The sequence below is a fragment of the Nocardioides sp. IC4_145 genome (assembly GCF_011250565.1).
GTDB lineage: Bacteria > Actinomycetota > Actinomycetes > Propionibacteriales > Nocardioidaceae > Nocardioides.
Genome location: NZ_JAANMS010000055.1, coordinates 1 through 25617, shown reverse-complemented (window position 1 = coordinate 25617; position 25617 = coordinate 1). Strand labels below are relative to the sequence as shown.

27 protein-coding genes and 3 tRNA genes are annotated in these 25617 nt (G+C 73.1%); 20 read left to right on the top strand and 10 right to left on the bottom strand.

The features are described from left to right. Window positions 1–385 precede the first annotated feature (385 nt). Window positions 386–1297 (bottom strand): EamA family transporter RarD, encoded by a 912-nt coding sequence (gene rarD / locus G6553_RS18545; protein WP_347565802.1) that lies wholly within the window; start codon window positions 1295–1297, stop codon window positions 386–388. Between the two features lie 88 nt (window positions 1298–1385). On the opposite strand from rarD, the gene G6553_RS18540 reads away from it, so the two are divergent. Then, window positions 1386–1778 carry a hypothetical protein gene (locus G6553_RS18540; protein WP_166196227.1) on the top strand — a complete coding sequence of 131 codons (393 nt, stop codon included), beginning with the start codon at window positions 1386–1388 and terminating at the stop codon, window positions 1776–1778. A 108-nt stretch (window positions 1779–1886) separates the two neighbouring features. Here G6553_RS18540 and G6553_RS18535 read toward each other — a convergent pair whose 3' ends face one another. Further along, a complete protein-coding gene (locus G6553_RS18535; protein ID WP_166196225.1) occupies window positions 1887–3017 on the bottom strand; it encodes a 2-oxoacid:ferredoxin oxidoreductase subunit beta in 1131 nt (376 codons plus the stop codon). Then, window positions 3017–4987 (bottom strand): 2-oxoacid:acceptor oxidoreductase subunit alpha, encoded by a 1971-nt coding sequence (locus G6553_RS18530; RefSeq protein WP_166196223.1) that lies wholly within the window; start codon window positions 4985–4987, stop codon window positions 3017–3019. Before G6553_RS18530 ends, G6553_RS18535 begins: the two co-directional genes overlap by 1 nt. A gap of 301 nt (window positions 4988–5288) precedes the next feature. On the opposite strand from G6553_RS18530, the gene G6553_RS18525 reads away from it, so the two are divergent. From G6553_RS18525 to G6553_RS18510, 4 genes are read left to right on the top strand one after another with little or no spacing between them, the layout of a single operon-like run. Beyond that, window positions 5289–6365 carry a sulfate ABC transporter substrate-binding protein gene (locus tag G6553_RS18525; protein ID WP_166196221.1) on the top strand — a complete coding sequence of 359 codons (1077 nt, stop codon included), beginning with the start codon at window positions 5289–5291 and terminating at the stop codon, window positions 6363–6365. Between the two features lie 28 nt (window positions 6366–6393). Further along, window positions 6394–7233: a sulfate ABC transporter permease subunit CysT gene (gene cysT / locus G6553_RS18520; protein ID WP_166196219.1), complete on the top strand. Its 840-nt coding sequence runs from the start codon at window positions 6394–6396 to the stop codon at window positions 7231–7233. After that, window positions 7226–8071 carry a sulfate ABC transporter permease subunit gene (locus tag G6553_RS18515; RefSeq protein ID WP_166196217.1) on the top strand — a complete coding sequence of 282 codons (846 nt, stop codon included), beginning with the start codon at window positions 7226–7228 and terminating at the stop codon, window positions 8069–8071. Before cysT ends, G6553_RS18515 begins: the two co-directional genes overlap by 8 nt. Beyond that, the gene (locus tag G6553_RS18510; protein ID WP_166196215.1) at window positions 8068–9069 is read left to right on the top strand and encodes a sulfate ABC transporter ATP-binding protein; all 1002 of its coding nucleotides are present in this window, start codon (window positions 8068–8070) and stop codon (window positions 9067–9069) included. The genes G6553_RS18515 and G6553_RS18510 overlap by 4 nt, the downstream gene beginning before the upstream one ends. A gap of 97 nt (window positions 9070–9166) precedes the next feature. Here G6553_RS18510 and G6553_RS18505 read toward each other — a convergent pair whose 3' ends face one another. Beyond that, complete coding sequence (locus tag G6553_RS18505) at window positions 9167–9658, bottom strand: YajQ family cyclic di-GMP-binding protein (RefSeq protein ID WP_166196213.1); 492 nt, start codon at window positions 9656–9658, stop codon at window positions 9167–9169. 93 nt (window positions 9659–9751) lie between these two features. On the opposite strand from G6553_RS18505, the gene G6553_RS18500 reads away from it, so the two are divergent. Both G6553_RS18500 and G6553_RS18495 read left to right on the top strand, forming a co-directional pair. Beyond that, window positions 9752–9833 (top strand) — tRNA-Tyr (locus tag G6553_RS18500). Window positions 9834–9977: 144 nt separating this feature from the next. Then, window positions 9978–10733 (top strand): hypothetical protein, encoded by a 756-nt coding sequence (locus G6553_RS18495; RefSeq protein WP_166196211.1) that lies wholly within the window; start codon window positions 9978–9980, stop codon window positions 10731–10733. Window positions 10734–10767: 34 nt separating this feature from the next. Here G6553_RS18495 and G6553_RS18490 read toward each other — a convergent pair whose 3' ends face one another. Genes G6553_RS18490 through G6553_RS18475 form a run of 4 tightly spaced genes read right to left on the bottom strand, consistent with a single transcriptional unit; the run spans window position 10768 to window position 14172 of the window. Continuing rightward, entirely contained in the window at window positions 10768–11715 is a 948-nt protein-coding gene (locus tag G6553_RS18490; protein WP_166196209.1) for a metallophosphoesterase, read from the bottom strand. A gap of 25 nt (window positions 11716–11740) precedes the next feature. After that, entirely contained in the window at window positions 11741–12223 is a 483-nt protein-coding gene (locus G6553_RS18485; protein WP_166196207.1) for a nitroreductase family deazaflavin-dependent oxidoreductase, read from the bottom strand. A 9-nt stretch (window positions 12224–12232) separates the two neighbouring features. Continuing rightward, entirely contained in the window at window positions 12233–13348 is a 1116-nt protein-coding gene (locus G6553_RS18480; RefSeq protein ID WP_166196205.1) for a fumarylacetoacetate hydrolase family protein, read from the bottom strand. Further along, window positions 13345–14172, bottom strand: a complete 828-nt coding sequence (locus G6553_RS18475; protein ID WP_166196203.1) for a hypothetical protein — start codon at window positions 14170–14172, stop codon at window positions 13345–13347. Before G6553_RS18475 ends, G6553_RS18480 begins: the two co-directional genes overlap by 4 nt. A gap of 74 nt (window positions 14173–14246) precedes the next feature. Between G6553_RS18475 and G6553_RS18470 the strand changes: the two genes are divergently transcribed. The 13 genes from G6553_RS18470 to G6553_RS18410 all read left to right on the top strand — a co-directional run bounded on the left by G6553_RS18470 (window position 14247) and on the right by G6553_RS18410 (window position 23230). Beyond that, window positions 14247–15422, top strand: coding sequence for a homogentisate 1,2-dioxygenase domain-containing protein (locus tag G6553_RS18470; protein WP_166196230.1), 1176 nt, complete (start codon window positions 14247–14249; stop codon window positions 15420–15422). Between the two features lie 40 nt (window positions 15423–15462). Next, window positions 15463–16515, top strand: coding sequence for a pirin family protein (locus tag G6553_RS18465; protein ID WP_166196201.1), 1053 nt, complete (start codon window positions 15463–15465; stop codon window positions 16513–16515). Further along, the gene (locus G6553_RS18460; RefSeq protein ID WP_166196199.1) at window positions 16512–17087 is read left to right on the top strand and encodes a DNA-3-methyladenine glycosylase I; all 576 of its coding nucleotides are present in this window, start codon (window positions 16512–16514) and stop codon (window positions 17085–17087) included. Before G6553_RS18465 ends, G6553_RS18460 begins: the two co-directional genes overlap by 4 nt. Window positions 17088–17103: 16 nt before the next feature. Continuing rightward, a complete protein-coding gene (locus G6553_RS18455; RefSeq protein ID WP_166196197.1) occupies window positions 17104–17478 on the top strand; it encodes a CidA/LrgA family protein in 375 nt (124 codons plus the stop codon). Beyond that, window positions 17475–18170, top strand: a complete 696-nt coding sequence (locus G6553_RS18450; RefSeq protein WP_347565801.1) for an LrgB family protein — start codon at window positions 17475–17477, stop codon at window positions 18168–18170. The genes G6553_RS18455 and G6553_RS18450 overlap by 4 nt, the downstream gene beginning before the upstream one ends. A 39-nt stretch (window positions 18171–18209) precedes the next feature. Next, the gene (locus G6553_RS18445) at window positions 18210–19622 is read left to right on the top strand and encodes an amidase (RefSeq protein WP_166196195.1); all 1413 of its coding nucleotides are present in this window, start codon (window positions 18210–18212) and stop codon (window positions 19620–19622) included. 48 nt (window positions 19623–19670) lie between these two features. Beyond that, a tRNA-Thr gene (locus G6553_RS18440) sits at window positions 19671–19743 on the top strand. A gap of 54 nt (window positions 19744–19797) precedes the next feature. After that, window positions 19798–19871: transfer RNA gene (locus G6553_RS18435), tRNA-Met, on the top strand. 73 nt (window positions 19872–19944) lie between these two features. Next, window positions 19945–20115 (top strand): 50S ribosomal protein L33, encoded by a 171-nt coding sequence (gene rpmG, locus G6553_RS18430; RefSeq protein ID WP_166196193.1) that lies wholly within the window; start codon window positions 19945–19947, stop codon window positions 20113–20115. 115 nt (window positions 20116–20230) lie between these two features. After that, complete coding sequence (locus G6553_RS18425; RefSeq protein ID WP_166196191.1) at window positions 20231–21364, top strand: hypothetical protein; 1134 nt, start codon at window positions 20231–20233, stop codon at window positions 21362–21364. Between the two features lie 30 nt (window positions 21365–21394). Further along, the gene (locus G6553_RS18420; protein ID WP_166196189.1) at window positions 21395–21793 is read left to right on the top strand and encodes a MaoC family dehydratase N-terminal domain-containing protein; all 399 of its coding nucleotides are present in this window, start codon (window positions 21395–21397) and stop codon (window positions 21791–21793) included. Further along, on the top strand, window positions 21790–22200 hold the full coding sequence (locus G6553_RS18415; RefSeq protein ID WP_166196187.1) for a MaoC/PaaZ C-terminal domain-containing protein: 411 nt from the start codon (window positions 21790–21792) through the stop codon (window positions 22198–22200). The genes G6553_RS18420 and G6553_RS18415 overlap by 4 nt, the downstream gene beginning before the upstream one ends. Further along, window positions 22193–23230, top strand: coding sequence for a UDP-N-acetylmuramate dehydrogenase (locus G6553_RS18410; RefSeq protein ID WP_166196185.1), 1038 nt, complete (start codon window positions 22193–22195; stop codon window positions 23228–23230). The genes G6553_RS18415 and G6553_RS18410 overlap by 8 nt, the downstream gene beginning before the upstream one ends. A 10-nt stretch (window positions 23231–23240) precedes the next feature. Here G6553_RS18410 and G6553_RS18405 read toward each other — a convergent pair whose 3' ends face one another. Together G6553_RS18405 and G6553_RS18400 are read right to left on the bottom strand one after the other, a co-directional pair. Further along, on the bottom strand, window positions 23241–24374 hold the full coding sequence (locus G6553_RS18405) for an adenosine deaminase (RefSeq protein WP_166196183.1): 1134 nt from the start codon (window positions 24372–24374) through the stop codon (window positions 23241–23243). Continuing rightward, complete coding sequence (locus G6553_RS18400) at window positions 24371–25546, bottom strand: pyridoxal phosphate-dependent aminotransferase (protein ID WP_347565803.1); 1176 nt, start codon at window positions 25544–25546, stop codon at window positions 24371–24373. Before G6553_RS18400 ends, G6553_RS18405 begins: the two co-directional genes overlap by 4 nt. Between the last annotated feature and the right edge of the window lie 71 nt (window positions 25547–25617).

Genomic DNA, 25617 nt, shown 5'->3' with positions numbered 1-25617 from the left:
GGACGGCCGGTGGAGACCCGGGGAGGTCGCGGGGAGCGAGCGGTGACGAGCAGGTGAACGCTGGTGATCCCTTCCCGGCCGCCGCCGCGCCGGAGGACGGCCGCGGACCCGGTACGCCGCGCGGGTCGGGGCCGGAGGCGGACGACGACCGGGCCTGCCCGTCCGGCGGGAGCCGCAGGCTCCGACCCCACACCCGGCGTACCCCGACCCTCGGAACGCCCGCAGAGCGACGCGGGAGCCACCGCCATGCCCGCCGCAGGCGGACACGCATCCCCGAGGCCGCGGTCGGCTCACGGGGTCTCGTCGACGCTCGCTGCTCGACCAGCGGGGGCCGGCAGGTTTCGAGACAGGCGCCAGCGCGCCTTCCTCACCCAGCCGGGGTGCCTCAGGCGGCGGTGCTGGTGGTGGCGAGGAGGCGGAGCTGGCGGCGGCGGTGGTTGTTGGCCTCGAGGGTGAAGATGACGAGCGCGACCCAGACCAGCGCGAAGCCGGCCCAGCGGGCGGGTGGCATCTCCTCGTGGAACCACAGCACGCCGAGGGCGAACTGCAGGACCGGCGTGAGGTACTGCAGGAGGCCGAGGGTCACCAGCGGGATCCGGGTCGCGGCGGCGCCGAAGGCGATCAGCGGGATCGCGGTCACGATGCCGCTGCTGACCAGCAGCAGCGCGTGCCCCCAGCCGTGCTGCCCGAAGCCGGACGCTCCGGTGGCGACCAGCACCGCGACGTACACCGCGGCGAGCGGCGCGACGACGGCGGTCTCGACGGCGAGGCTCTCGACCGCGCCGACGTTCGCGGTCTTCTTGGTCAGTCCGTAGGCGGCGAAGGAGAAGGCCAGCACGAGCGCGACGTACGGCGGGTGGCCGTAGTCGAGGGTCAGCACGACCACGGCGGTGGCGGCGACGCCGACCGCGGCCCACTGGGCCGGGCGGAGCCGCTCGCCGAGCACCAGGACGCCGAGCAGCACGGTGACCAGCGGGTTGATGAAGTAGCCGAGCGAGGACTCCACGACGCGGTCGTTGGTGACGCCGTAGATGTAGGTGCCCCAGTTGACGCTGATCGTGATCGCCGCGGCGGTGAGCAGCAGCATCGTGCGCGGCGAGCGCAGCAGCGCGCGGAGGTGCGGGACCCGGCCGAGGAGCACCACGAGCACGCCCATGGTGAGCGCCGACCACAGGATCCGGTGCGCGAGCACCTCGACGGCGCCGGCCGGCTCGAGGAGCGGGAAGTACAGCGGGAAGCCGCCCCACATCACGTAGGCGGCCAGGCCGAGGAGGAGGCCACGGCGCGCGTCGGACACCACGGAAGGATACGGGGCGGGGTTTGCCCGGAGCGTCGTGGGGGCAGATGGACGGTCACGTCCCCGACCCCCTGGAGGAACCACCCCCATGCGCATGCACCGCCTCGTCGCCAGCCTGATCGCCCTGGTCGTCATGGCCGCCACCCCGCTGGCCCTCGCGACCCCGGCGACCGCGGCCGACAAGGTCAAGCGGGAGATCTCGGTCGTGGGCAAGGAGCCGAAGCCCAACAAGTTCTTCATCACCGGCGGCGTCGAGACCGGGACCTACGAGAACTCGAAGCTCGTGATGATGCGCAAGCCCGGCGGCACGAAGAACTGGAAGACCTTCACGACGTTCAAGACCGACGGGGACAGCAAGTTCCGCGTCCGCGTCTTCGGCCCCGCTCGCGGCCAGCAGAAGGTCTGCTACAAGGTCAAGGCGCCCTCGAGCAAGAAGTACAAGACCTCGTTCTCGCGCAGCCTCTGCATCGTCCGCCTCTGACCGTCCGCCCTGGCCCGCCGCCGTTCCCGGCGGCACGCCGAAGCACGAAGGGTCCCCGCTCTCGGGCGGGGACCCTTCGTGCTGTTCGCGCTGCCGGACCGTGCTCGGTCAGACGACCGTCCAGGTGTCGCCGGAGCTGATGAGCGCGGCGAGCCGGTCGGTGGCCTCGGCGGGGGCGTCCTTGCGGGCGGTGTCGAGCTGGGTGCGGGTCTGGTCGTCGTACGTCGGACGCTCGACGGCCCGGAAGATGCCGATCGGCGCCTGGTGCAGGTAGTCGGCCGCGGTCAGCCGGCTGATCGCGAACGCCGTGGACGGGTCCGGGTCGTGCGCGTCGTGCACGAGCACGGCGGACTCGTCGACCTCGGAGGCCAGCGCGACGCGGACCGCGCCGTTGGCGGGGTCGCGGACGACGACCTTGGAGCCGCGGCCGTCCTCGCCGGGGGCGCCGAAGCGGACCTGCTCGCCGTGGACGAGCGGGATGATCGCGTCGGCCTTGCCGTCCTTGTAGTCGCCCTGGCCCTTGATCGCGTCGAACGCACCGTCGTTGAAGATCGGGCAGTTCTGGTAGATCTCCACCAGCGACGTGCCGCGGTGGGCGGCCGCCGCGGAGAGCACCGAGGTGAGGTGCTTGCGGTCGGAGTCGATCGTCCGGGCGACGAACGACGCCTCGGCGCCGAGCGCGAGCGAGACCGGGTTGAACGGGTGGTCGACCGAGCCCATCGGGGTGGACTTGGTGATCTTGCCCGGCTCGGAGGTGGGGGAGTACTGCCCCTTGGTGAGGCCGTAGATCCGGTTGTTGAACAGCAGGATCGTCATGTTGACGTTGCGGCGCAGCGCGTGGATCAGGTGGTTGCCGCCGATGGACAGCGCGTCGCCGTCACCGGTGACGACCCAGACCGAGAGGTCCTCGCGGGCGGTGGCGATGCCGGTCGCGATCGACGGCGCGCGGCCGTGGATCGAGTGCATGCCGTAGGTGTCGAGGTAGTACGGGAACCGGCTGGAGCAGCCGATGCCCGAGACGAACACGATGTTCTCCCGCCGCAGTCCGAGGTCGGGCAGGAAGCCCTGGACGGCCTTGAGCACGGCGTAGTCGCCGCAGCCGGGGCACCAGCGGACCTCCTGGTCGGAGGAGAAGTCCTTGCCGGTCTGGGGCGCGGAGCCCTCGGGCAGCGGGGGCACCAGCTCGGTGCCCGAGCGCAGGCCCGGGGTGGGGAGGTCGGTGCCGGACAGGGCGGTCATCAGGAGATCTCCTCCACGGTCGAGGTGGTCAGGTCCACGGTGATCCCCTCGGCGTCGGCCACGAGGTTGCCGATCGCCTCGGCCAGCTCGGCCGCCTTCAGCGGCAGGCCGCGGACGTGGTTGTAGCCGATGGCGTCGACGAGGTACTTCGCGCGCAGCAGCATCGAGAGCTGGCCGAGGTTCATCTCGGGCACGAGCACCTTGTCGTAGCGCTTGAGGATGTCCCCGAGGTCCTTCGGGAACGGGTTGAGGTGGCGCAGGTGGACCTGCGCGACGTCGTAGCCGGCGCGACGGACCCGGCGTACGCCGGCGCCGATCGGGCCGTAGGTCGAGCCCCAGCCGAGCACGAGCACCTTGGCGCGGCCCGAGGGGTCGTCGACCTCGAGCGGCGGCAGGGACTCGGCGATCCGGTCCACCTTGGCCTGCCGGGTGCGGACCATGAAGTCGTGGTTGCCGGGGTCGTAGGAGATGTTGCCGTGGCCCTCGCCCTTCTCGAGCCCGCCGATGCGGTGCTCGAGGCCGGGGGTGCCGGGCACCGCCCAGGGGCGGGCCAGCGTCTCCTCGTCGCGGAGGTAGGGCCAGAAGTCCTTCTCCTCGGGCTGGACCGTGCCGTCCTCGAGCACCTTCTCGGGCTTGAGGACGTGGTTGCGCTCGGTGGCGAAGTTCGGCTCGATGACCGGGAGGTCGGCGGTCTCGGGGATGCGCCACGGCTCGGAGCCGTTGGCGAGGTAGCCGTCGGAGAGCAGCATCACCGGCGTGCGGTAGGTGATCGCGATCCGGGCGGCCTCGATGGCGGCGTCGAAGCAGTCGCCGGGGGACTGGGGGGCGACGATCGGGACCGGCGCCTCGCCGTTGCGGCCGAACATCGCCTGCAGCAGGTCCGCCTGCTCGGTCTTGGTCGGCAGGCCGGTCGAGGGCCCGCCGCGCTGCACGTCGACGACGAGCAGCGGCAGCTCGGTCATCACCGCGAGGCCGATCGCCTCGGACTTCAGCGCGATGCCGGGGCCGGAGGTGGTCGTCACGCCGAGGTGGCCGGCGAAGGAGGCGCCGATCGCCGCGCCGACGCCGGCGATCTCGTCCTCGGCCTGGAACGTCGTGACGCCGAAGGCCTTGTGCTTGCTGAGCTCGTGGAGGATGTCGGAGGCCGGGGTGATCGGGTAGGACCCGAGGAAGACCGGCAGGCCCGACTGCACGCCCGCCGCGACCAGGCCGTAGGCCAGCGCGAGGTTGCCGGAGATGTTGCGGTAGGTGCCCGGGGAGACCGGCGCCGGCTTGATCTCGTAGGAGACCGCGAAGGCCTCGGTGGTCTCGCCGAAGTTCCAGCCGGCCTTGAACGCCGTGATGTTGGCGTCGCGGATGGCCGGGACCTTCGCGAAGCGCTTGGTGAGGAACGCCGTCGTCGACTCGGTCGGGCGGCCGTACATCCACGACAGCAGGCCGAGGGCGAACATGTTCTTCGCGCGGGCGGCGTCCTTGCGGGACAGGCCGAACTCCTTGACCGCCTCGACGGTCATGCCGGTCAGGTCGACCGGGTGCACGGCGAACTCGCCGAGCTCGGACCCGGCGTCACCCAGGAAGTCGAGCGGGTTGGCGTCGTACCCGGCCTTGGTCAGGTTGCGCGCCGAGAAGTCGTGGGTGTCGACGATGATCGTCGCGCCCTTGGGAAGGTCGCCGATGTTGGCCTTCAGGGCGGCCGGGTTCATCGCGACCAGCACGTCGGGCGCGTCGCCCGCGGTGAGGATGTCGTGGTCGGCGAAGTGCACCTGGAACGACGAGACGCCCGGCAGCGTGCCCTGAGGGGCCCGGATCTCGGCCGGGAAGTTCGGCAGCGTGACCAGGTCGTTGCCGAACACCGCCGACTCCTGGGTGAACCGGTCACCGGTCAGCTGCATGCCGTCGCCGGAGTCACCGGCGAACCGGATGATCACGCGGTCGAGCTGCTTGACCTGCTTCTGTACCTGGCTGGACACCTCGCGCCCACTTCCCTTGCTTGCTGCGTGTATTCGGACGCCGTGCGTCCGTAGGTGGAGTCGATCGTAGGGCTCAACGAACAGGACTGGAACACGTTCCAGTTCCGGGGCGCGACGATCCGACCTCTCCACGATAGAGACCGCGCGGGCGCATCCGAAGTCGTCTCGCGCCTGGATGCGGACCAGACCAGTGAGTCCGGACACACCACCCCTGCCACCGTTTGTCGGCTAAGTGCCCTAACCTCATCGACATACGCAATGGACCTGACTTCGGTCGGGACGGACGAAAGTCGAGACGGACATGAAGATCAAGGTTGCCGTGGCGGGAGTCGCCGCGGGGGTGCTGGCCTTGGGCCTCTCCGCGTGCGGCGGGGACGCCGAGGGTTCCGACAGCGAGACGATCAGCATCGTGGGCTTCGCGGTCCCCGAGGCGGCGAACAAGGCGATCGCCGAGGAGTTCGCGGACACCGAGGCGGGCGACGGCGTGGAGTTCAAGACGTCGTACGGCCCCTCGGGCGACCAGAGCCGCGCGGTCGCCGACGGCCTGGACGCCGACTACGTCCACTTCTCGGTCGCCACCGACGTCGACCGCCTGGTCGAGGCCGACCTGGTCGACCCGGCGTGGGACCAGGGCGAGAACAAGGGCATCGTGTCGACCTCCGTGGTGGTCCTCGGCGTCCGCGAGGGCAACCCGAAGGACATCCAGGGCTGGGACGACCTGGTGGAGCCCGGGGTGGGAATCGTCACCGCGAACCCGGCCTCCTCCGGCGCCGCCCGCTGGAACGCGCTCGCCGCGTGGGGCCACGTGACCGAGAACGGCGGCACGGAGGAGGAGGCCACGGCGTTCGTCGACAAGCTCTTCGCGAACGTCGTGTCGCTGACCAACTCCGGTCGGGACGCCACGACGAGCTTCCTCCAGGGCAACGGCGACGTGCTGCTCGCCTACGAGAACGAGGCGATCCTGGCCGCGCAGAACGGCGAGGGCTTCGAGTACGTCATCCCCGAGACCACCCTGCTCATCGAGAACGCCGGGGCGATCCTGGAGGACGCGCCCCCGGTCGCCCAGGACTGGCTCGACTTCGTGCTGAGCGAGGAGGGCCAGCGACAGTTCGCCCTCACCGGCTTCCGCCCCGTCAACACCGCCGAGCCCGGCACCGTCGACTGGGACGCGGTCGGTCTCGAGCCCGCCGACATCGAGGGCGCGCCGGACCCCGCCGACCCGTTCCCGGCGGTGGCGAACCTGCTGACCCTCGAGGGCAACTTCGGCGGGGGCGACTGGTCCGCGGTCGCCGACAAGCTCTTCGGCGACGGCGAGGACGGCAACCCGCTCGGCATCGTCACCGAGGCCATCGCCAAGTCCGGCAAGGCCAGCTCGTAGCCACGACGAGACGACAGGACAGGGTGCAATGACTGTCGCGCTCGAGGGTCGGCCGGCTCGTTCCCGGCCGAGCCTTGTCAACCACGACCTCACCACGGCGTCCGGGATCGGCCTCGGCGTCTCCATGCTCTGGTTCAGCCTGCTCGTCCTGATCCCCCTGACCGCCGTCATGGTGACGGCGTCGTCGGGAGGCTGGGGCGAGTTCTGGCGGAGCATCACCAACGAGCAGACGGCGGCCGCCATCCGGCTCACCGTCACGGCCGCCGCCGCGGTCACGCTCGCCAACATCGTCACCGGCACCGCCATCGCATGGGTGCTGGTGCGCGACAGGTTCCCCGGCAAGGGACTGCTCGAGCTGGTCATCGACATCCCGTTCGCGCTGCCCACGATCGTGGCAGGCCTCGTCCTGGTCTCGCTCTACGGCAACGACAGCCCGCTCGGTCTCCACCTGGCCAACACGGAGTGGTCGATCTACCTGGCGTTCCTCTTCGTGACGCTGCCGTTCGTCGTCCGCATGGTCCAGCCGGTGCTTGAGGAGCTCGACCTGGAGGTGGAGGAGGCCGCAGCCTCGCTGGGCGCGAGCCGCGCCACGATCTTCCGCCGCGTCGTGCTGCCGAGCCTGGCCCCGGCGATCGCCGCCGGTGCTGCGCTGTCCTTCGCCCGGGCCGTGGGGGAGTACGGCTCGCTGGTGCTGCTCTCGGGCAACCTGCCGTTCGAGTCCGAGGTCACCTCGGTGCGGATCCTCAGCGCGATCGAGAACGACAACCGCGCGGCTGCCACGTCCATCGCGGCGGTGCTGCTGGTGATCTCGCTGCTCGTGATCGTCGCGCTCGACGTGCTCCAGCGACGGGTGGCCCGCCGTGGCTGAGACCCGACGCGTCACGGCCGGCCCGGCGACGTACGTCCTGCGGGCCTTCGTCATCGCCTACCTCGTGCTGCTCGTCGCGTGGCCGGTCGTCCTCGTGGGGACCAACACCTTCGAGAACGGCACCACGGCGATCACCGAGGTCTTCTCCGACCCCGACATGGTGCACGCGCTCCGGCTCTCGGCCGTGGCCGCGGTCGTGGCGACGGCGGTCAACACCGTCTTCGGCGTGACCATCTCGATGCTGCTCGTGCGCAAGCAGTTCCCCGGGAAGCGGGTGCTGAGCGCGCTCATCGACCTGCCGCTCTCCGTCTCCCCGATCGTCGTCGGCCTCGCGCTGATGCTGGTCTACGGCGGTCGCAACGGCTGGCTCGGGCCGACGATCGAGGGATGGGGGCTGCAGGTCGTCTTCGCGACGCCTGGCATCGTGCTCGCCACCGCGTTCGTCTCGCTGCCGCTGGTGATCCGCGAGGTCGTGCCGGTGCTGCACGAGCTCGGCACCGAGCAGGAGCAGGCCGCCCAGAGCCTCGGCGCGAGCGGCTGGCAGACCTTCTGGCGGATCACCCTCCCGAGCATCAAGTGGGCGGTCATCTACGGCGTCGTGCTGACGCTCGCCCGCTCCCTGGGCGAGTTCGGCGCGGTCAAGGTCGTGTCGGGCAACGTCCTGGGCGAGACCCGGACGGCGACCCTGGCGGTCGAGGAGAAGTACCTCAACTTCGACCAGGAGGGGGCGTACGCCGTCGCGTTCCTCCTCGCCAGCGTCTCCGTCCTCGCCATCCTCGTGGTCTTCGTGCTGCGCGCACGCGGGACCCGTCACCGAGCCTTCGAGAGGCAGTCATGAGCATCGACGTGTCAGGCGTCAACAAGCGCTACGGCGACTTCGTCGCCCTCCAGGACATCAACCTCACGCTCCCCACCGGCCAGCTCACCGCCCTCCTCGGGCCGAGCGGCGGCGGGAAGACCACCCTGCTGCGGATCATCGCCGGCCTCGAGACCGCCGACTCCGGCTCGGTCGTCATCGAGGGCGTCGAGGCCACCCGGCTGCCGGTGCAGAAGCGCAACGTCGGCTTCGTGTTCCAGCACTACGCGGCGTTCAAGCACCTCTCGGTCGCGCGCAACGTCGCCTTCGGCCTGGAGATCCGCAAGAAGCCGAAGGCGGAGATCAGGGCGAAGGTCGACGAGCTGCTCCAGCTGGTGCACCTCGATGCGTTCGCCGACCGGTTGCCCTCGCAGCTGTCCGGCGGCCAGCGCCAGCGGATGGCGCTGGCCCGGGCGCTGGCGATCGAGCCGAGCGTGCTGCTGCTCGACGAGCCGTTCGGCGCGCTCGACGCGAAGGTCCGCAAGGAGCTGCGCGACTGGCTGCGCCGCCTCCACGACGAGGTCCACGTGACCACCGTCTTCGTCACCCACGACCAGGAGGAGGCCCTCGAGGTCGCCGACGAGATCGTCGTCGTCAACGAGGGCCGGGTCGAGCAGGTCGGCAGCCCCGACCAGCTCTACGACGAGCCCGCCAACGACTTCGTCATGGGCTTCCTCGGCGAGGTCACCACGCTCGGCGGGGTGCGCCTGCGACCGCACGACGTGGAGGTCGCCACGGTCCCCGGCTCCGGGTCCCTCCCGGGCACGGTGACGCGGGCGCTGCGGGTCGGCTTCGAGGTGCGGGTGACGGTCGACGTCGCCGGCCAGGATGCTCTCGCGACCGTCGTCATGACCCGCACGCACGCCCGCGCGCTCCGGCTCGAGCCCGGCGCCGCCGTCTGGCTGACCCCGGCCGACGGCGCCACCGCCGTCGCCGGCTCCCGCCCCGCCCGCCCCGCGGAGGAGGCGGTCGCGGGGTGACCCCCGAACCGGGCGTCCGCTCGAGCCGTGCACCCGGCTCGAGCGGGCGTCCACCCGCCGTCGTACGACGGCAGGCGGCGCCGCGCCCGGGTGCGGCTCAGCGGTAGTTGGTGAACTGCACCGCGAAGTCGTAGTCCTGCTGCTTGACCAGCGAGATGACGGCCTGCAGGTCGTCGCGCTTCTTGGAGGAGACCCGCAGCTCGTCGCCCTGGATCTGCGCCTTGACGCCCTTGGGGCCCTCGTCGCGGATGAGCTTGGAGATCTTCTTGGCGTCCTCGGAGGTGATGCCCTCCTTGAGCGTGACGGTGATCTTCGAGACCTGCCCGGACTGGCGCGGCTCGGAGGCGTCGAGCACCTTCAGCGAGACGTCGCGCTTGACGAGCTTGCCCTTGAACACGTCGAGCACCGCGCTGGCGCGGTCGTCGGCCGAGGCGCTGATCTCGATGACCTGCTCGCCCGACCACTCGATGCTGGCGCCGGTGCCCTTGAAGTCGAACCGGGTCGCGATCTCGCGCGCGGTCTGCCCCAGTGCGTTGTCGACCTCCTGGCGATCGATCTTGCTGACGATGTCGAACGACGAGTCGGCCATGTGTCCCTCCCGGACGTTTTCTGCGTGACGGTGCGCTGCGCTATTGTTTCTCCTCGTCGTCACCGGGAGCCAATCGCCTCCGGACGACACCCCGGCAGGTTGCCCGAGCGGCCAATGGGAGCGGACTGTAAATCCGTCGGCTTTGCCTTCGAAGGTTCGAATCCTTCACCTGCCACCGACGCCCCTGGCCCTGCGGCCCGGGGCGTCGAGTCATTTGTGGGCAGGACTGCGTGGGCGCTGGACCCATCCGCCGAGGGGCGCCGCTCCGAACGCAGGGCACGCGGGCCGGTGTGGCCTGCCTCACGAAAAGGTGCTCCCCATGCGTCGACCCACCCCCTCCTTCTACATCTCGGTCGCGGCCCTGGTCGTCGCGACCAGCGGCACGTCGTACGCCGCGATGACCATCACCGGTGCGGACGTCCGCAACGGCTCGCTCACCGGACAGGACATCGCGCGCGACTCGATCGGCAGCGCGAAGATCACCGACGGCTCGCTGAAGGCGAAGGACTTCAAGGACGGCCAGCTGCCCGCCGGCGAGGCCGGCCCCGCCGGTCCCGCCGGGCCCGCGGGCCCGGCGGGTGCCGACGGCACGGGCCGCTGGCTGCTGGTCGACGCGACCGGTGCGATCGTCGCGCAGTCGGGCGGCTTCGAGGTCGTGGCGGCGTACCCCACGCTCGCCAACACCGCACCGGCCGGCAGCCCCGACAACTCGCTGCGCGCCAACGGCAACGTCTACATCGACGCGAACGAGGACCTCTCCGACAACGGCATCCTCGCCACGGTCGCGCTGCAGAACACCGTCGACCAGAACGGCGACGCCGTCACCAGTGGCCGGGCCCCCGGCGCGGACGCGAACCCGGAGTTCTCCGGCGAGATCAGCGCCAGCCTGTGCAGCTTCGCCGGCGCCACCGGCATCCCCACCAACTGCGCGCCGGCCGCGGCCCAGAACAACACCTCGTTCGTCGTCAGCCCCCGCAACAGCGACGGCTCGGTCACCACGACCACCAGCCGCAAGCGGTTCTACGTCGTGATCACCGGCGACTCCTCGGACTACGTCGCCCCGACCACGCCCTGACCGACGCGCGACCAGGACCCGACGGCGGGCTCGGCTACCAGCTGCCGAGCTCGTCGGCGAGCTCGCCGCGGTTGAACGCGGAGTCCTTCCGGCTGAGCAGCTCGCGGCGCTCCTCGCCGGTGAGCGCCTCGAGCTGGGCGGTGACGGTCGACTGGACGCCGCTGACCTCCGGGGCGTCGGTGAGCGGGACGACGGTCTGCACGACGCGGTCGCCGTACACGTGGACCATCGTCAGCGCCTGGTGACCGTCGACGCCGGAGACGAACCGGTCCAGCGGCGCCGGGTCGGAGGTGTAGCAGCTCGCCGAGGCCACCGAGACCGGGACTCCGGCGAAGGTGGAGTAGGTCGAGAAGTGGAAGTGGCCGCCGAGGATCGACCGGACGTCGGTGCCGGCGACCACCTCGGCGAGCCGGTGCTGGTCGGCCAGCTCGATGATCTCGGCCGCGCGGAGCATCGGCACCGGGATGGGCGGGTGGTGCAGCGCGAGCAGCGTGCCGTGCGGGGCCGGCTCGGCCAGGACGCCCGCGAGCCAGTGCAGCTGGTCGTCGCTGATCTCGCCGTGGTGGTAGCCGGGGACGCTGGTGTCGAGCGCGACCACGCGCAGCCCGCTCACGTCGTACGTCCGGTCCTGCGGGGCGTCGGACTCCTCGTCGAAGAGCAGGCGGGAGTACGCCGAGCGGTCGTCGTGGTTGCCCATCACCCACACCACCTGCGCGCCCATCGCCTCGGCGGCCGGCTCGACCAGCTCGCGGAGCCGGACGTACGCCGCCGGCTCGGCGACGTCGGCGAGGTCGCCGGTGAAGACGAGCGCGTCAGGGGTGTGCGGCAGCCGGGTCAGCCGGTCGAGCGCCGTCCGGAGGCCGGCCTCGGGGTCGACCACGCCGTACTGCCGCGCGCCGTCGGCGAGCAGGTGCGGGTCGCTCAGGTGGGCGATCGTGTGGGTGGGGTCGGGGTGCTGTCCGAGCTGGACGGGGTGGGCCACGGGGACCGAGGCTACGAGGCCGGGGCTACGGGGCCGGACGCAGGTGGAACACCGGGATGGTCCGGTCGGTGCGCTCCTCGTACGTCGCGTAGTTCGGCCAGGTGCGCAGCATCACCTGCCAGGCCGTCGAGCGGTCCGCGCCCTGCAGCTCGCGCCAGCGGACGGTGTGCGTGCGACCGCCCATGGCCGCGGTGACCGCGTCGCCCTCGGGGTCCGTGGCGCGCAGGTTGCGCACCCACATCGGCATCTTCGGGTCCCCGAAGTAGGAGCCCGCGACGAGCCAACCGCCGTCGTGCGGGACGCACAGCAGCGGCGTGCTGCGGGGCACGCCGGACTTGCGGCCGGGCACGGTCAGGGTGAGGTTCGGCAGCCCGGCGATGTCGAGGATGCTGACGCGACCGCGGCTGGCCGACTGCAGCCGCTTGTCGACCCAGACGACCTGGGGCAGCAGCCTGGGCATCCACGAGATCGCGCCGATCCGCACGGCGAGCGGGGTGAGCAGACCCATGCCGGCAACCTAGACCAGCGCGGCGCGCGCCGGCTCGATCCGCCCACGCACGTCGCCGAGGGTGATCCGTCCGCCGTCGACGCCGGGCGCGGAGTAGCGCAGGACGACGTCCGAGCCGTCCTCGAGGAACCGCTCGCCCTCCCACAGCTCGAGGAACGACCCGCGCTGGTCCGGCTCGGGCCCGCTGATCGTGCCGGAGGCGAAGAGGTCGCCGGTCCGCACGGACGCGCCGTTGGAGGTGAGGTGGGCGAGCATCTGCGCGGGGGACCAGTACGTCGTGCGGTACGGCGGCCGGCTGACCACCTCGCCATCGAGCTCGACCTCGACCTCGATGTCGAGACCGCGGACCTGTCCGGGGCCGAGGTAGGGCAGCGGCTCGGGGTCCTGCGTCGGCAGGTCGCACCACGCGGCGTCGAGGGCCGCGACCGGGGTGACCCAGTGCGAGATCGACGTCGAGAACGACTTGCCGAGGAACGGCCCGAGCGGCACGTACTCCCAGGCCTGCACGTCGCGCGCGGACCAGTCGTTGAGACCGACGACGCCGAAGACGTGCTCGGCGAACGCGGAGTACGGCACCGGGTCGCCGATCGAGGACGGTGCGCCCACCACGAAGCCCAGCTCCGCCTCGACGTCGAGCCGGCGGGTCGGCCCCCAGGTCGGCCCGTCCGGGCCGGGCCGCTGGCCGGTCGGCCGGACGACCGGCGTTCCGCTCGGGACCACCGTGCCGGCTCGGCCGTGGTAGCCGACGGGCAGGTGCTTCCAGTTCGGGAGGAGCGGCGCGGAGTCCGGGCGCAGGATCCGGCCGACGTTCGTGGCGTGGTGCTCGGAGGCGTAGAAGTCGACGTAGTCGGCGACCTCGAACGGCAGGTGCAGCTCGACCTCGGCGAGCGGGATCGTCTCCGCGCCGCCCTCGAGCAGCGCGCGGGCCTCCTCGCGGGTCTGGCGCCACACCTCGGGGCCGAGCGCCATGAAGGCGTTCAGCGACGGCGTCGCCAGCTCGGGGCGCCCGGTCGCGGCGGCGAGGTCGAGGACCGTGTCGCCGTGCCGCACGCCGACGCGCCGCCGGTCGCCGGCGACGGAGAAGACGCCGTAGGGAAGGTGGTCGAGGTCGAATCCGGTGCTCACGACGGGCCATGTACCCCGAGTGCGCGGATGTCGGCCATCGGCTCGTCGATGCTGCAGGAGCCGAACGACGTGAACCACCGGCGGGCGCCCAGGAGCTCGGCGGGGTCGGCCTCGAGCGCGCGGTCCTCGAGCGTGGCGACGACCTCCGCGGCGCTCGCGCCGTCGAAGGCGCGGCGGGTGGCCGCCAGGACGTTGACGAAGCCGTGCCGCTCGGCGCCGTCGTCGGCGGTGTGGCGGCGGGCGCGGTGCAGCCCGGCGGTGCACCGGAACGGCGTCTCGCGGTCCAGCGCGGCGTCGATCCACGACGCGAGGAGCGGAGCGGGCGGGTGCTGGTGCGGCTCGACGCCGCCGGTGCGGAGCTTGATCCGGAGCTCGGCGGCCGCGACCTCGTCCGCCGCCGACAGCCAGGCGTACGTCGCCTCCGACTGCGGCAGCTCGACGTGGACGGGCACCTCCTCCTCGAGCACGCCCTCGGCGCGGGCCGCGTCGACGGCCGCGACCACCCGCCGGGCGTTGCCGGCCAGGTCGTCGAGGTCGCGCAGGGCCACGTCGATCCCGGCGAGCGACAACCCCCGCCTGGCGCACAGCGCGGCCGGGCCGGCGAGCTGGCCGGCGCCACCGGTCACCACCACCGAGACCGGTCCGGCGAAGCCGGCGGGCAGTGCGGGCAGGTCGGTGTCGCGCACCACGAACGCGCCGACCAGCGCCGCCTCGTCGCCCGACCGCTCGGCGTACGCCTGGACGGCGGAGGCGAGGTCGGCGTCGCCGGGCGGGAACGTGGCCGCGTCGTCGACGAGCCCGGTCCAGAAGTGTTCCCTCGTCACGAGCGCCACGATAACCTCGGCCTGTATAGCGGACGACAGTGTCCGGTTATCGGAACGAACGCCCGGAGGCGGCGATGGCGTACTACCGCTCGGTGGGGGACGTCCCCCGCACCCGCCACACCCAGCACCGCGACCCCGAGGGCCGGCTGCGGTTCGAGGAGCTGATGGGCGAGGAGGGGTTCAGCTCGGACTCCTCGCTGCTCTACCACCGCGGCGTCCCGTCCGCGATCGTGGCGTCGGAGGTCTGGGAGCCCGCGGACCAGCGGACCGCGCCCAACCACCCGCTCGCGCCACGGCACCTGCGGCTCCACGAGCTCGGGACCGGCGCGGACGCGGTCGTCGACCGGCGGCTCGTGCTCGGCAACGCCGACGTCCGGATCTCCTACGTCGTGACCGGCACGGAGCCGTCGGCGTACTACCGCGACGCGATCGGCGACGAGTGCGTCTTCGTCGAGGCGGGCAGCGGCGTGGTGGAGACCGTCTTCGGCGTGGTGCCCTACCGCGCCGGCGACTACGTCCTGCTCCCGCGCGCGACGACCCACCGCTGGGTGCCGGCCGAGCCGAGCCGGCTCTACTGCATCGAGGCGAACGGCCACGTCGCGCCGCCCAAGCGCTACCTCTCGCGCTACGGGCAGCTGCTCGAGCACGCGCCGTACTGCGAGCGCGACCTGCACGCGCCCACCGAGCCGCTCCTCGTGGAGGGCGCCGACGTCGAGGTGCTGGTCAAGCACCGCACCTCCGCCGGGATCGTCGGCACCCGGCTCGTCCACGACACGCACCCCTTCGACGTGGTCGGGTGGGACGGCTGCCTCTACCCCTACACGTTCAACATCGAGGACTTCATGCCGATCACCGGCAAGGTCCACCAGCCGCCGCCGGTCCACCAGGTCTTCGAGGGGCCCCGGTTCGTGGTGTGCAACTTCCTGCCGCGCAAGGTCGACTACCACCCGCTGGCCGTGCCGGTGCCCTACTACCACTCCAACGTCGACAGCGACGAGGTCATGTTCTACGTCGCCGGGGACTACGAGGCGCGCAAGGGCTCGGGCATCGGGCTGGGTTCGATCTCCCTCCACCCGGGCGGGCACGCGCACGGCCCCCAGCCGTCGGCGATCGAGGCCTCGCTCGGCGTCGAGCGGTTCGAGGAGTCCGCGGTCATGGTCGACACCTTCGCGCCGCTCGAGCTCGGCGAGGGTGGCCTGGCCTGCGAGGACCCCGACTACGCCTGGTCCTGGGCGGGCCGGCGGATCTGAGCCGGCGGCCGCTGTCGGTGGCGTCGGGCACCATGGCGGGATGACCGACCTCGAGGTGCTGACCCCGCGTGAGGTGCCGCTCGGCGGGCCGCGCGCGATGACCGTGCGCCGCACCCTGCCGCAGCGCCAACGGACGCTGATCGGCGCGTGGTGCTTCCTGGACCACTACGGTCCCGACGACGTGGCGGAGACCGGCGGCATGGTGGTCGCGCCGCACCCGCACATCGGCCTGCAGACCGTCAGCTGGCTGTTCACGGGGGAGGTCGAGCACCGCGACAGCGCCGGCAACGTCGCGACGGTCCGGCCCGGCGAGCTCAACCTGATGACCGCCGGCCGCGGCATCAGCCACTCCGAGGTCTCGCCGGCCACGACGACGGTGCTGCACGGTGCCCAGCTCTGGGTCGCGCTGCCGTCCGGCTCCCGCGACGTCGACCCCGGTTTCGTGCACCACGCGCCGGACCCCGTGGTCCGCGACGGGCTCGAGGCGCGGGTCTTCCTCGGCTCGCTGCTCGGGGTCACCTCGCCGGTCGCGACGCACACCCCGCTGCTGGGCGCCGAGCTGCTGCTCCAGCCCGGCGCCCGCGTGGAGCTCGAGGTCGACCCCGCGCACGAGCACGGCGTGCTCGTCGACGCCGGCACGGTCGCCCTCGACGGGGAGGGCGGCGACCAGCCGCTCGACCAGCCCCTCGACCAGACGCTGGGCCGGGACGAGCTCGGGTACGTCGCGCCGGGCCGCGACCGCCTGGTCCTCGTCGCCGGCGACGAGCCCGCCCGCCTGCTGCTCATCGGCGGGCCGCCGTTCGGCGAGCAGGTCGTCATGTGGTGGAACTTCCTCGGCTCGACCCACGAGGAGGTCGTGGCCGCCCGCGAGGCGTGGCAGGCGCAGGTGGTCGCCGCCGACGACGACACCGAGTGCCCGGAGACGCATCCCGATGCCGCCGGCGGGCTGGCCGAGCGGCCCGCGGCCCTCCAGCGGGTGGTGCCGACCGGCGCGGACGTCCGGCCCGGTCGGTTCGGTGTCGTGCCGGGCCAGCCGCTCGCGCCGATCCCGGCGCCACCGCTGCCCAACGCCCGGCTGCGCGCCCGCGGATGACCGGCCCGGTCGTCGGCGAGGACGGCGTCCCGCGCTGTCCGTGGGCGGGCGGGCCCGGGCTGATGCGGGACTACCACGACGTCGAGTGGGGCCGCCGGGTCAGCGGCGAGGCGGCGTACCTCGAGCGGCTGACGCTCGAGGCGTTCCAGTCCGGCCTGTCGTGGGCGACGATCCTGCGCAAGCGCGAGGCGTTCCGCACGGCCTTCGCGGGCTTCGACGCCGACGCCGTGGCGGCGTACGACGACGCGGACCGCGCCCGGCTGATGGCCGACGCCGGCATCGTGCGCAACCGGCTCAAGATCGACGCGGCGATCACCAACGCGCAGGCGACCGTCGCCCTCCGCGAGCAGGAGGGCCTCGAGGCGCTGCTGCTGTCCTTCGCGCCCGACGAGCCGCCCGCGCCGGCGACCACCGAGGAGGTCGCCACGACCTCGCCGGGCTCGGTGGCGATGTCGAAGGAGCTCAAGCGGCGCGGGTTCGTCTTCGTCGGCCCCACGACCATGCACGCGCTCATGGAGGCCATCGGGATCTTCGACCCGCACCTGGTCGGATGTCACCGCCGGGGCACCTGACCGGCAGGATGCGCGGGTGCCTGGAGGACTCGTCGTCGGACTCACCTGGCTGGTCGTGTGCCAGCTCGTCGGGGAGGTGCTGGTCCGCCTGACCGACGTGCCCCTGCCCGGCCCGGTCGTGGGGATGGTGGTGCTCCTCCTCGCCCTGGAGGTACGCCGCCGGCGCGGCCACGACACCGACCGGGACCCCGCCGTGCGGGCCGCCGACGGGTTGCTGCGGCACCTCCAGCTGCTGTTCGTGCCGGCCGGCGTGGGGGTCGTCGCCTACCTCGGCGCGATCCGCGACGAAGCCCTGCCGATCGTGCTCGCCGTGGCCGGCTCCTGGCTGCTGGGCATCGTCGCGATCGGCTGGACGACCCGGCTGCTCGAGCGCGGGGAGCGCGCGGCGTGAGGGACGTGGTCGAGTCGCCGGTCTTCCTGATGGCGCTGACGCTGGTGAGCTACCGGATCGGGCTGTCGGTGCGCGACGCCAGCCGCGGGCACGCCCTGGCCCAGCCGGTGCTGGTCGCGATCGTCCTGACCGGCGGCACGATCCTCGCGCTGGACGTCGACGCGGCGACGTACGCCGACGGCGTGCAGGTGCTGTCGTTCTGGCTCGGCGCGGCGACCGTCGCGCTCGCCGTGCCGCTGCACCGGCAGGCGGCGCGGCTGAAGGGCTTCGTGGTCCCCATGCTGGTGGCGGTGCCGTTGGGCGTCGTCGTCTCGGTCTGCTCGGTGGTGCTGCTGGCGCGGTGGACCGGCGCGGGGGAGGAGCTCGTGCGCACGCTCAGCCCGAAGGCCGCCACGACGCCGGTCTCGATCCAGCTGTCGGAGACCGCCGGCGGCATCCCGTCGCTGACCGCCGCGCTGGCGATCTGCGTCGGCATCCTCGGCGCGGTCGCGGGGCCGGCCGTGCTGACCCTCGCCCGGGTCACCGACCGCCGGGCGCGCGGCCTGGCCCTGGGCGGCGTCTCCCACGGCATCGGGGCCTCCCGCGCGTTGGCCGAGGACGAGACCGAGGGTGCCTTCGCCGGGCTCTCCATGGGCCTGACGGCGCTGGCGACGAGCCTCCTCCTGCCACTGCTCCTGGCGGTCCTGCTGTAGCCCTGCCCGCGGTCGCGCCCGTGTGGGAGGTTGTCGCTCGTGACCCGGGTCCACGCCTTCCGCGACGACGCCCTCGCCGACCACGACGCCGTCGGGCTCGTCGACGCCCTGCGCTCGGGGGCGGTCGGCACCCGCGAGGTGGTCGAGGCCGCCATCGCGCGCGTCGAGGCGGTCGACCCGGCCCTCGGGGCCGTCGCGCACCGGGCCTTCGACCGGGCGCGCGCCGAGGCCCGCGACCCCCGCGGCGGGTGGTTCGCCGGCGTCCCGACCTTCGTCAAGGACAACGTCGACGTCGCCGGGATGCCCACCCAGCACGGCGCCGACGCGTTCGTGTCCCGCCCTGCGCGCCGCGACGGCGACCTGGCGCGGATGTACCTCGCCACCGGTCTGGTGCCGCTCGGCAAGACCCGGCTCTCGGAGTTCGGCTTCTCCCCGGCCGCCGAGCACCCCCGCCAGGGACCCGTGCGCAACCCCTGGTCGACCGACCGCACCGCCGGCGCCTCGTCGGCCGGGTCCGCCGCGCTCGTCGCCGCCGGCGCGGTCCCCATCGCCCACGCGAACGACGGCGGCGGCTCGATCCGCATCCCGGCCGCCGCCTGCGGCCTCGTCGGCCTCAAGCCGACCCGCGGGCGGCTCGCGCAGGACGCGATGCACCGCTCGATGCCGTTGCGGATCGTCGCCGACGGCGTCGTCACCCGCTCGGTGCGCGACACCGCCGTCTTCCTGCGCGAGGCCGAGCGCGTCTACCGGGCGCTGCACCTGCCGCCGGTCGGCGACGTCACCCGACCCGGGCGGCGTCGCCTGCGCGTCGCGGTCGTCACCGAGAACGCCGGCCGCACCGCGAGCCCCGAGGTCGCGGCGCTCACGCGGCGCACCGCCGACCTGCTCGCGGGGCTCGGCCACGCCGTCGAGGAGGCGGGGTCGCCGGCGCCCCCGTCGTTCGCGGACGACTTCCTGCTCTACTGGGGCACCCTCGCGACCGCGATCGTCCGCACCGGCCGGCTCGCGCACGGCCGCAGCTGGGACGTCGAGCGGTGCGACCCGCTCACCCGCGGGCTCGACCGGCTCGCGACCCGCAACCTGCACCGCCTGCCCGGCGCGGTCCGGCGGCTGCGCCGGACGGCGGCGCACGGTGCTGACTTCCACGAGCGGTACGACGTCGTGCTGAGCCCGACGCTGGCCACGACGACCCCGCTGGTCGGGCACCTCGACCCGACCCCCGGCTACGACCAGGCGATGGCCCGGATCCTCGACTGGGTGGCCTTCACGCCGTGGCAGAACGTCACCGGCGAGCCGGCCGTCTCCCTGCCGGTCGCGACCGCCGCGGACGGCCTGCCGCAGGGGATGATGCTGGGCGCCGGAGCGGGTCGCGAGGCGCTCCTCCTGGAGCTCGCGCTCGAGGTGGAGCAGGCCGCTCCGTTCGCCCGGATCGACGCTCCGAGCCCCGCCTGACGCCCGATTTTGTGGTGCCCGGAGTCGTCTGTATGGTTCTCCGTCGTTGCCCCTTTAGCTCAGTCGGCAGAGCGTCTCCATGGTAAGGAGAAGGTCTACGGTTCGATTCCGTAAAGGGGCTCTGGGAAGCGGATTGCGTCGGCCGGTAACCTGGTCGGCGCAGCCCTGTCCCGGTGGCGGGGTAGCTCAGGTGGTTAGAGCACACGGCTCATAATCGTGGTGTCGCGGGTTCGAGTCCCGCCCCCGCTACTCGAAGAACCACCGCTGATCCGCAGTTCAGCACCGCGCAGCACTGCAGCACCCCGACCCAGAAGGACTTCCCGTGGCCTCCAAGAGCTCCGACGTTCGCCCCAAGATCACGCTCGCCTGTGTCGAGTGCAAGGAGCGCAACTACATCACGAAGAAGAACCGCCGCAACGACCCCGACCGGCTCGAGCTGGCGAAGTTCTGCCCCCGCTGCCGCTGCCACCAGGCGCACCGCGAGACCCGCTGAAGGCACGCGGCACCCCGCACTCCACGCACGACCCGTCCGGACCTCCGGGCGGGTCGTTCGTCGTTGTGCGGCCGGTCGGCGGTAACCGCGGGCGGGGCCGGGTCGTTGTGTGGGCATGGTCACACGTCGACGCCGCGTCGTTCCGGCCCTGCTGCTGGCCCTGTTGCTGCCCGCGGGCGCGCTCGCACCCCCGGTCGCGGCCGACCCGCAGTCGGTCGGGTCGGGTGACGTCGTCGGTCGCTCGTTCGCCTTCCGCACCCTCGAGGTCGACCGCTCTCCCCGGCCGGCGGACAGCGCGGCGTGCCGGGAGCACGCCGGCGCCCGTGGCGCGGTGGTCCCGACGGAGCTCGACGCCCGCCTGTTCAGCGTCGCCACGAGCGAGCAGGACGGCCGCGTCGTCGACGAGACGCGCCGACGGGTCGGCACCGGCTACCTGTGCGTGCAGCTCCCCGACCCGATGTCCGTGCCGGCCGAGCAGAGCGCCGGCGGCTCGGCGTACGCACGGCTGCGCCTGCCCACCGTCGGGCGGGTGGAGGCCACGGGCTGGTGCGCCCTGGCGCCGACGCTGGCCCAGCCGGGCAACGCCCACCTCGCCTGCCGGCTGACGGTGCTGCGCGACCGCCGCACCGGGGTCGTCCGCGGCGCGTTGGCGACCAACACGATCCTCAACCCGGTCGGCACGCCGCTCCAGCCCTCCGGCTCGCTGTGGACGGCGTACGTCGAGACACGGGCGGACGTCGAGCCGCGCCCGGCGCCGGCGTCCCCGCCGGTCCCCGGGACGGTGGCCGGCGAGACGCTGGGTCCGCGGGCGGCGTACGTCCTCGCCCGCGGGCGCCGGATCGCCGACCCGCCGCCCTCGCGGTGCGCCGGCTCGCCCCACGAGACCGCGCTGCACCGGGTGACGACGCGCGGGCGCACCGGCGTCGTGCCGTCGGGGACCGGTCGACGTGTCGGGCTCCTGGTCAGCTGTGTCGCGAACTTCGAGGTGAACGGGATGCTGACGGCCTTCCTGCGCGTCGTCGGACCGACCGGCGAGCGGGTCGAGCTCGAGACGGAGGGGCGCTGCGTGGACCGCGGCCGGCCGACCGCCGTCCTGCAACGGGTCTGCGAGCTGCGCGTCCTGCCGGCCCCGCAGGCGGGCGTCCAGGGCGGCCTGGTCACCACGCTCGGGCCCGCCCTCGCCCCGGTCGGCGAGATCGGGCCGGGGGACCGGCCGCTGGTCGCGGTCTCGCTCGTCCCGCTCGGCTAGGCGTTCCCACGACCGGTTAGGGTCGGCGGCATGCCGGTCGACGCCTCACTGGTGGGCAGGACGTACCCGCCCACGCGGCCCTACACGGTCTCCGAGGCCAAGGTCCGCGAGCTCGCTGCCACGACCGGCGCCGACTGGGACGGCGGGCCGGTCCCGCCGACGTTCCCCATCGTGCTGGCCTTCGAGGCGATGAACGCGTTCCTCGAGGCCGAGGGCGTCGAGCTGGCGCGGATCGTCCACGGCGACCAGAAGTTCCGCTACGAGCGGCCGTTGCGCGTCGGCGACGTGCTGACCGCGGCGCTGACCGTCGCGAGCGTCCGCTCGATCGGCGGCAACGACGTCATCGGCACGACCAGCGAGGTCCGCGACGTCGACGGCGCGCTGGTGTGCGCCACCAGTGCCACCCTGGTCCACCGGGGCGCGGCATGAGCGCCGGGACGAACCTCGAGGTCGGCGCCGAGCTCGTCACCCAGCGGTACGTCGTGCGCCGCTCGGACCTGGTGCGGTACGCCGGCGCGTCCGGCGACCTGAACCCAATCCACTGGTCCGACCGGGTCGCCACCGAGGTCGGCCTCCCCGGCGTCATCGCCCACGGGATGTACACCCTCGCGCTGGCCGCCCGGGCCGTCGCCACCTGGACCGGCGACGCCGAGGTCGTCGAGCTCGGCGCGAAGTTCACCGCGCCGGTCGTCGTCCCCGACGACGACACCGGCGTCGAGGTCGAGGTCGCCGGCACGGTCGCCTCGGTCGAGGACGGCCTGGCCACGATCAAGCTGACCGTCACCAGCAGCGGGCAGAAGGTGCTCGGGATGCCGAAGGCCGTCGTCCGTGCCTGAGCCCGCTCCCGGGGCCTCCGCCCTGCTGCGCGACCACACCACGCTCCGGCTCGGCGGCCCGGCCGGCGAGCTCGTCGTCGCGACGACCGAGGAGGAGCTGGTCGCCGCGCTCGACGCCGACGGTCCGGTGCTCGTCCTGGGCGGCGGCAGCAACCTCGTCGTCGCCGACGACGGCTTCGCGGGCCGCGTCGTCAAGATCGCGACCACCGGCATCGCCGCCGACACCGAGGACGACGACCCGTCCTGCGGCGGCGTGCTCGTCACGGTCGCCGCGGGGGAGTCGTGGGACCACCTCGTCGAGGTCGCCGCCGAGCGCGGCTGGGTCGGCGTCGAGGCGCTCTCCGGCATCCCCGGGTCGGTCGGTGCCACCCCGGTGCAGAACGTCGGCGCCTACGGCCAGGAGGTCTCCCAGACCATCGCGTCGGTCCGCGTCTGGGACCGCGTGCTCAAGGGCGTGCGGACCTTCGCCAACGCCGACTGCCACTTCGCCTACCGGCACTCCCGGTTCAAGGCCGACCCCGGCCGGCACGTCGTCCTGTCGGTCACCTTCCAGCTGCGCCAGGGCACGCTCGGCGCTCCGGTGCAGTACGCCGAGCTGGCCCGCGCGCTCGGCGTCGACCTCGGTCAGCGCGCGCCGCTGCGCGAGGTCCGCGAGGCCGTGCTGGCGCTGCGCCGCGGCAAGGGGATGGTCCTCGACGACGCCGACCCCGACACCTGGAGCGCCGGCTCGTTCTTCACCAACCCGATCGTCCCGGCCGAGCAGGTCCCCGAGGGCGCGCCCGCCTGGCCCGCGGGGGACGGGCTGGTCAAGACCTCGGCCGCCTGGCTGATCGACCACGCCGGCTTCGGCAAGGGGTACGCCGCCGGGCGGGTGTCGCTGTCGACCAAGCACGCGCTCGCGCTCACCAACCGCGGCGACGCCACCACCGAGGAGCTGCTGGCGCTGGCCCGCGAGGTGCGGGACGGTGTCCAGGCGGCGTACGGCATCCGGTTGGTGAACGAGCCGGTCCTCGTCGGCTGCGAGCTCTAGCCGGTCGGCCCTACCCGGACTGCCCGGACTGCCCGGACTGCCCGGACTGCCCGGACTGCCCGGACTGCCCGGACTGCCCGGACTGCCCGGACTGCCCGACCAGCCAGGCGTCGATCCCGGCCAGCCCGGCCGCGACCACGTCCGAGGGCGCGCGGGAGGCCCGGAACGACATCCGCGCCAGCTCGGCCAGCGTCTCGTCGGGCAGGTCGTGGGCGGCGCGCATCGTGGCGTACTGGCCTGCGAGGCGGGAGCCGAACAGCAGCGGGTCGTCCGCGCCGAGCGCAACGGTCGCGCCGGCCTCGAGGAGCGCCGGCAGGGGGACGGACGTGAGGTCGGAGTAGACGCCGAGCGCCACGTTGGAGACCGGGCACACCTCCAGCGCGACGCCGGAGGCCACGACCCGCTCGAGCACGGCGGGGTCCTCCGCGGAGCGCACGCCGTGGCCGAGCCGGTCGGCGTGGAGCTCGTCCAGGCAGACCCGGACGTGCTCGGGGCCGCGCAGCTCGCCGCCGTGCGGCACCAGTGCCAGGCCGGCCCGCTCGGCGATGGAGAACGCCCGGGCGAAGTCCTCGGTGCGGCCGCGCCGCTCGTCGTTGGAGAGCCCGAAGCCGACGACGCCGCGGCCGGCGTACTGCGCGGCGAGGCGGGCCAGCGTCCGCGCGTCGAGCGGGTGGCGGGTGCGGTTGGCGGCCACGACCAGCGCGATGCCCAGGCCCGTGGCACGGGCGGCCTCCGCGACGGCGTCGAGCACCAGGTCGGTGAAGGCCGTGACGCCGCCGAACCGCGCGGCGTACCCGCTCGGGTCGACCTGGATCTCCAGCCACCGGCCGCCGTCGGCCACGTCGTCCTCGGCCGCCTCGCGCACGAGGCGGCGCACGTCGCCCTCGGTCCGCAGCACCGACCGGGCCACGTCGTAGAGCCGTTGGAAGCGGAACCAGCCCTTCTCGTCGGCCGCGCTCAGCTGCGGCGGCCACTCCGAGACCAGCTGGTCGGGCAGCCGGATCCCGTCCCGCTCGGCCAGCTCGAGCAGCGTCGCATGCCGCATCGAGCCGGTGAAGTGCAGGTGCAGGTGCGCCTTGGGCAGCGCGCGGACGTCGCGCGGGGCGGCCGGGCGACCGGTGGGCCGCTCGGCGGGAGCGGTCAACCGAAGAGCTTCTGAAGCCGCGAGACGCCCTCGACCAGGTCGTCGTCGCCCAACGCGTAGGACAGCCGGAGGTAGCCCGGCGAGCCGAAGGCCTCGCCCGGCACGACCGCGACCTCGGCCTTCTCCAGGATGTACTCCGCGAGGTCGACCGAGCTGTCGATGCGCTTGCCGTCGTAGTCCTTGCCGAGCAGGCCCTTGACCGACGGGTAGGCGTAGAACGCACCGGTCGGCACCGGGCACAGCACGCCGTCGATCTCGTTGAGCATCGACACGATGGTCTGCCGGCGGCGGTCGAAGGCCCGCTTCATCTCGTCGACCGCCGACAGGTCGCCCTCGATCGCGGCGAGCGCGGCGCGCTGGGAGACGTTGGCGACGTTGGAGGTCGCGTGCGACTGGAGGTTCCCGGCCGCCTTGATGATGTCCTTCGGGCCGATGATCCAGCCCACGCGCCAGCCGGTCATCGCGTAGGTCTTCGCGACGCCGTTGACGACGACGGTGTGCTCGGCGAGCTCGGGGCAGAGGACCGGCAGCGAGCCGGTCTCGGTGCGGGTGCCGTCGGCGGCGTCGTACACGAGGTGCTCGTAGATCTCGTCGGTCAGCACCCACAGCCCGTGCTCCTCGACCCAGGCGCCGATCGCGCGGATCTCGTCGGCGGTGTAGACCGCGCCGGTGGGGTTGGAGGGGGAGACGAACAGCAGCACCTTGGTGCGCTCGGTGCGCGCGGCCTCGAGCTGCTCGACGGTGACCTTGTAGTCCTGGGTCTCGTCGGCCAGCACCTCCACCGGCACGCCGCCGGCCAGCTGGATCGACTCGGGGTAGGTGGTCCAGTACGGCGCGGGCACGATGACCTCGTCGCCCGGGTCGAGCATCGCGGCGAAGGCCTCGTAGATCGCCTGCTTGCCGCCGTTGGTCACCAGCACCTGCGCCGGGTCGACCTCGTAGCCGCTGTCGCGGCGGGTCTTCTCGGCGATCGCCTTCTTCAGCTCCGGCAGGCCGCCGGCCGGGGTGTAGCGGTGGTTGCGCGGGTCGCGGCACGCCTCGACCGCGGCCTCGACGATGTAGTCCGGCGTCGGGAAGTCCGGCTCGCCCGCGCCGAACCCGATCACCGGTCGGCCCTCGGCCTTGAGCGCCTTGGCCTTCGCGTCCACCTTGAGCGTCGCGGACTCGGCGATCGCGCCGATCCGCTGCGAGACACGACGCTCGCGCGGGCTGGAGGAGGGGGCGGGCCGTCCGGGCTGGGAGG

Excerpts from the sequence above, each read along its gene's own strand:
- G6553_RS18425 (WP_166196191.1), top strand. The coding sequence starts at position 20,231 with ATGGTCACACGTCGACGCCGCGTCGTTCCGGCCCTGCTGCTGGCCCTG.
- G6553_RS18460 (WP_166196199.1), top strand. The coding sequence starts at position 16,512 with ATGACCGGCCCGGTCGTCGGCGAGGACGGCGTCCCGCGCTGTCCGTGG.
- cysT (WP_166196219.1), top strand. The coding sequence starts at position 6,394 with ATGACTGTCGCGCTCGAGGGTCGGCCGGCTCGTTCCCGGCCGAGCCTT.
- G6553_RS18420 (WP_166196189.1), top strand. The coding sequence starts at position 21,395 with ATGCCGGTCGACGCCTCACTGGTGGGCAGGACGTACCCGCCCACGCGG.
- G6553_RS18540 (WP_166196227.1), top strand. The coding sequence starts at position 1,386 with ATGCGCATGCACCGCCTCGTCGCCAGCCTGATCGCCCTGGTCGTCATG.
- G6553_RS18495 (WP_166196211.1), top strand. The coding sequence starts at position 9,978 with ATGCGTCGACCCACCCCCTCCTTCTACATCTCGGTCGCGGCCCTGGTC.
- G6553_RS18510 (WP_166196215.1), top strand. The coding sequence starts at position 8,068 with ATGAGCATCGACGTGTCAGGCGTCAACAAGCGCTACGGCGACTTCGTC.
- G6553_RS18485 (WP_166196207.1), bottom strand. The coding sequence starts at position 12,223 with ATGGGTCTGCTCACCCCGCTCGCCGTGCGGATCGGCGCGATCTCGTGG.
- G6553_RS18465 (WP_166196201.1), top strand. The coding sequence starts at position 15,463 with ATGACCGACCTCGAGGTGCTGACCCCGCGTGAGGTGCCGCTCGGCGGG.
- G6553_RS18525 (WP_166196221.1), top strand. The coding sequence starts at position 5,289 with ATGAAGATCAAGGTTGCCGTGGCGGGAGTCGCCGCGGGGGTGCTGGCC.
- G6553_RS18470 (WP_166196230.1), top strand. The coding sequence starts at position 14,247 with ATGGCGTACTACCGCTCGGTGGGGGACGTCCCCCGCACCCGCCACACC.
- G6553_RS18535 (WP_166196225.1), bottom strand. The coding sequence starts at position 3,017 with ATGACCGCCCTGTCCGGCACCGACCTCCCCACCCCGGGCCTGCGCTCG.
- G6553_RS18505 (WP_166196213.1), bottom strand. The coding sequence starts at position 9,658 with ATGGCCGACTCGTCGTTCGACATCGTCAGCAAGATCGATCGCCAGGAG.
- G6553_RS18415 (WP_166196187.1), top strand. The coding sequence starts at position 21,790 with ATGAGCGCCGGGACGAACCTCGAGGTCGGCGCCGAGCTCGTCACCCAG.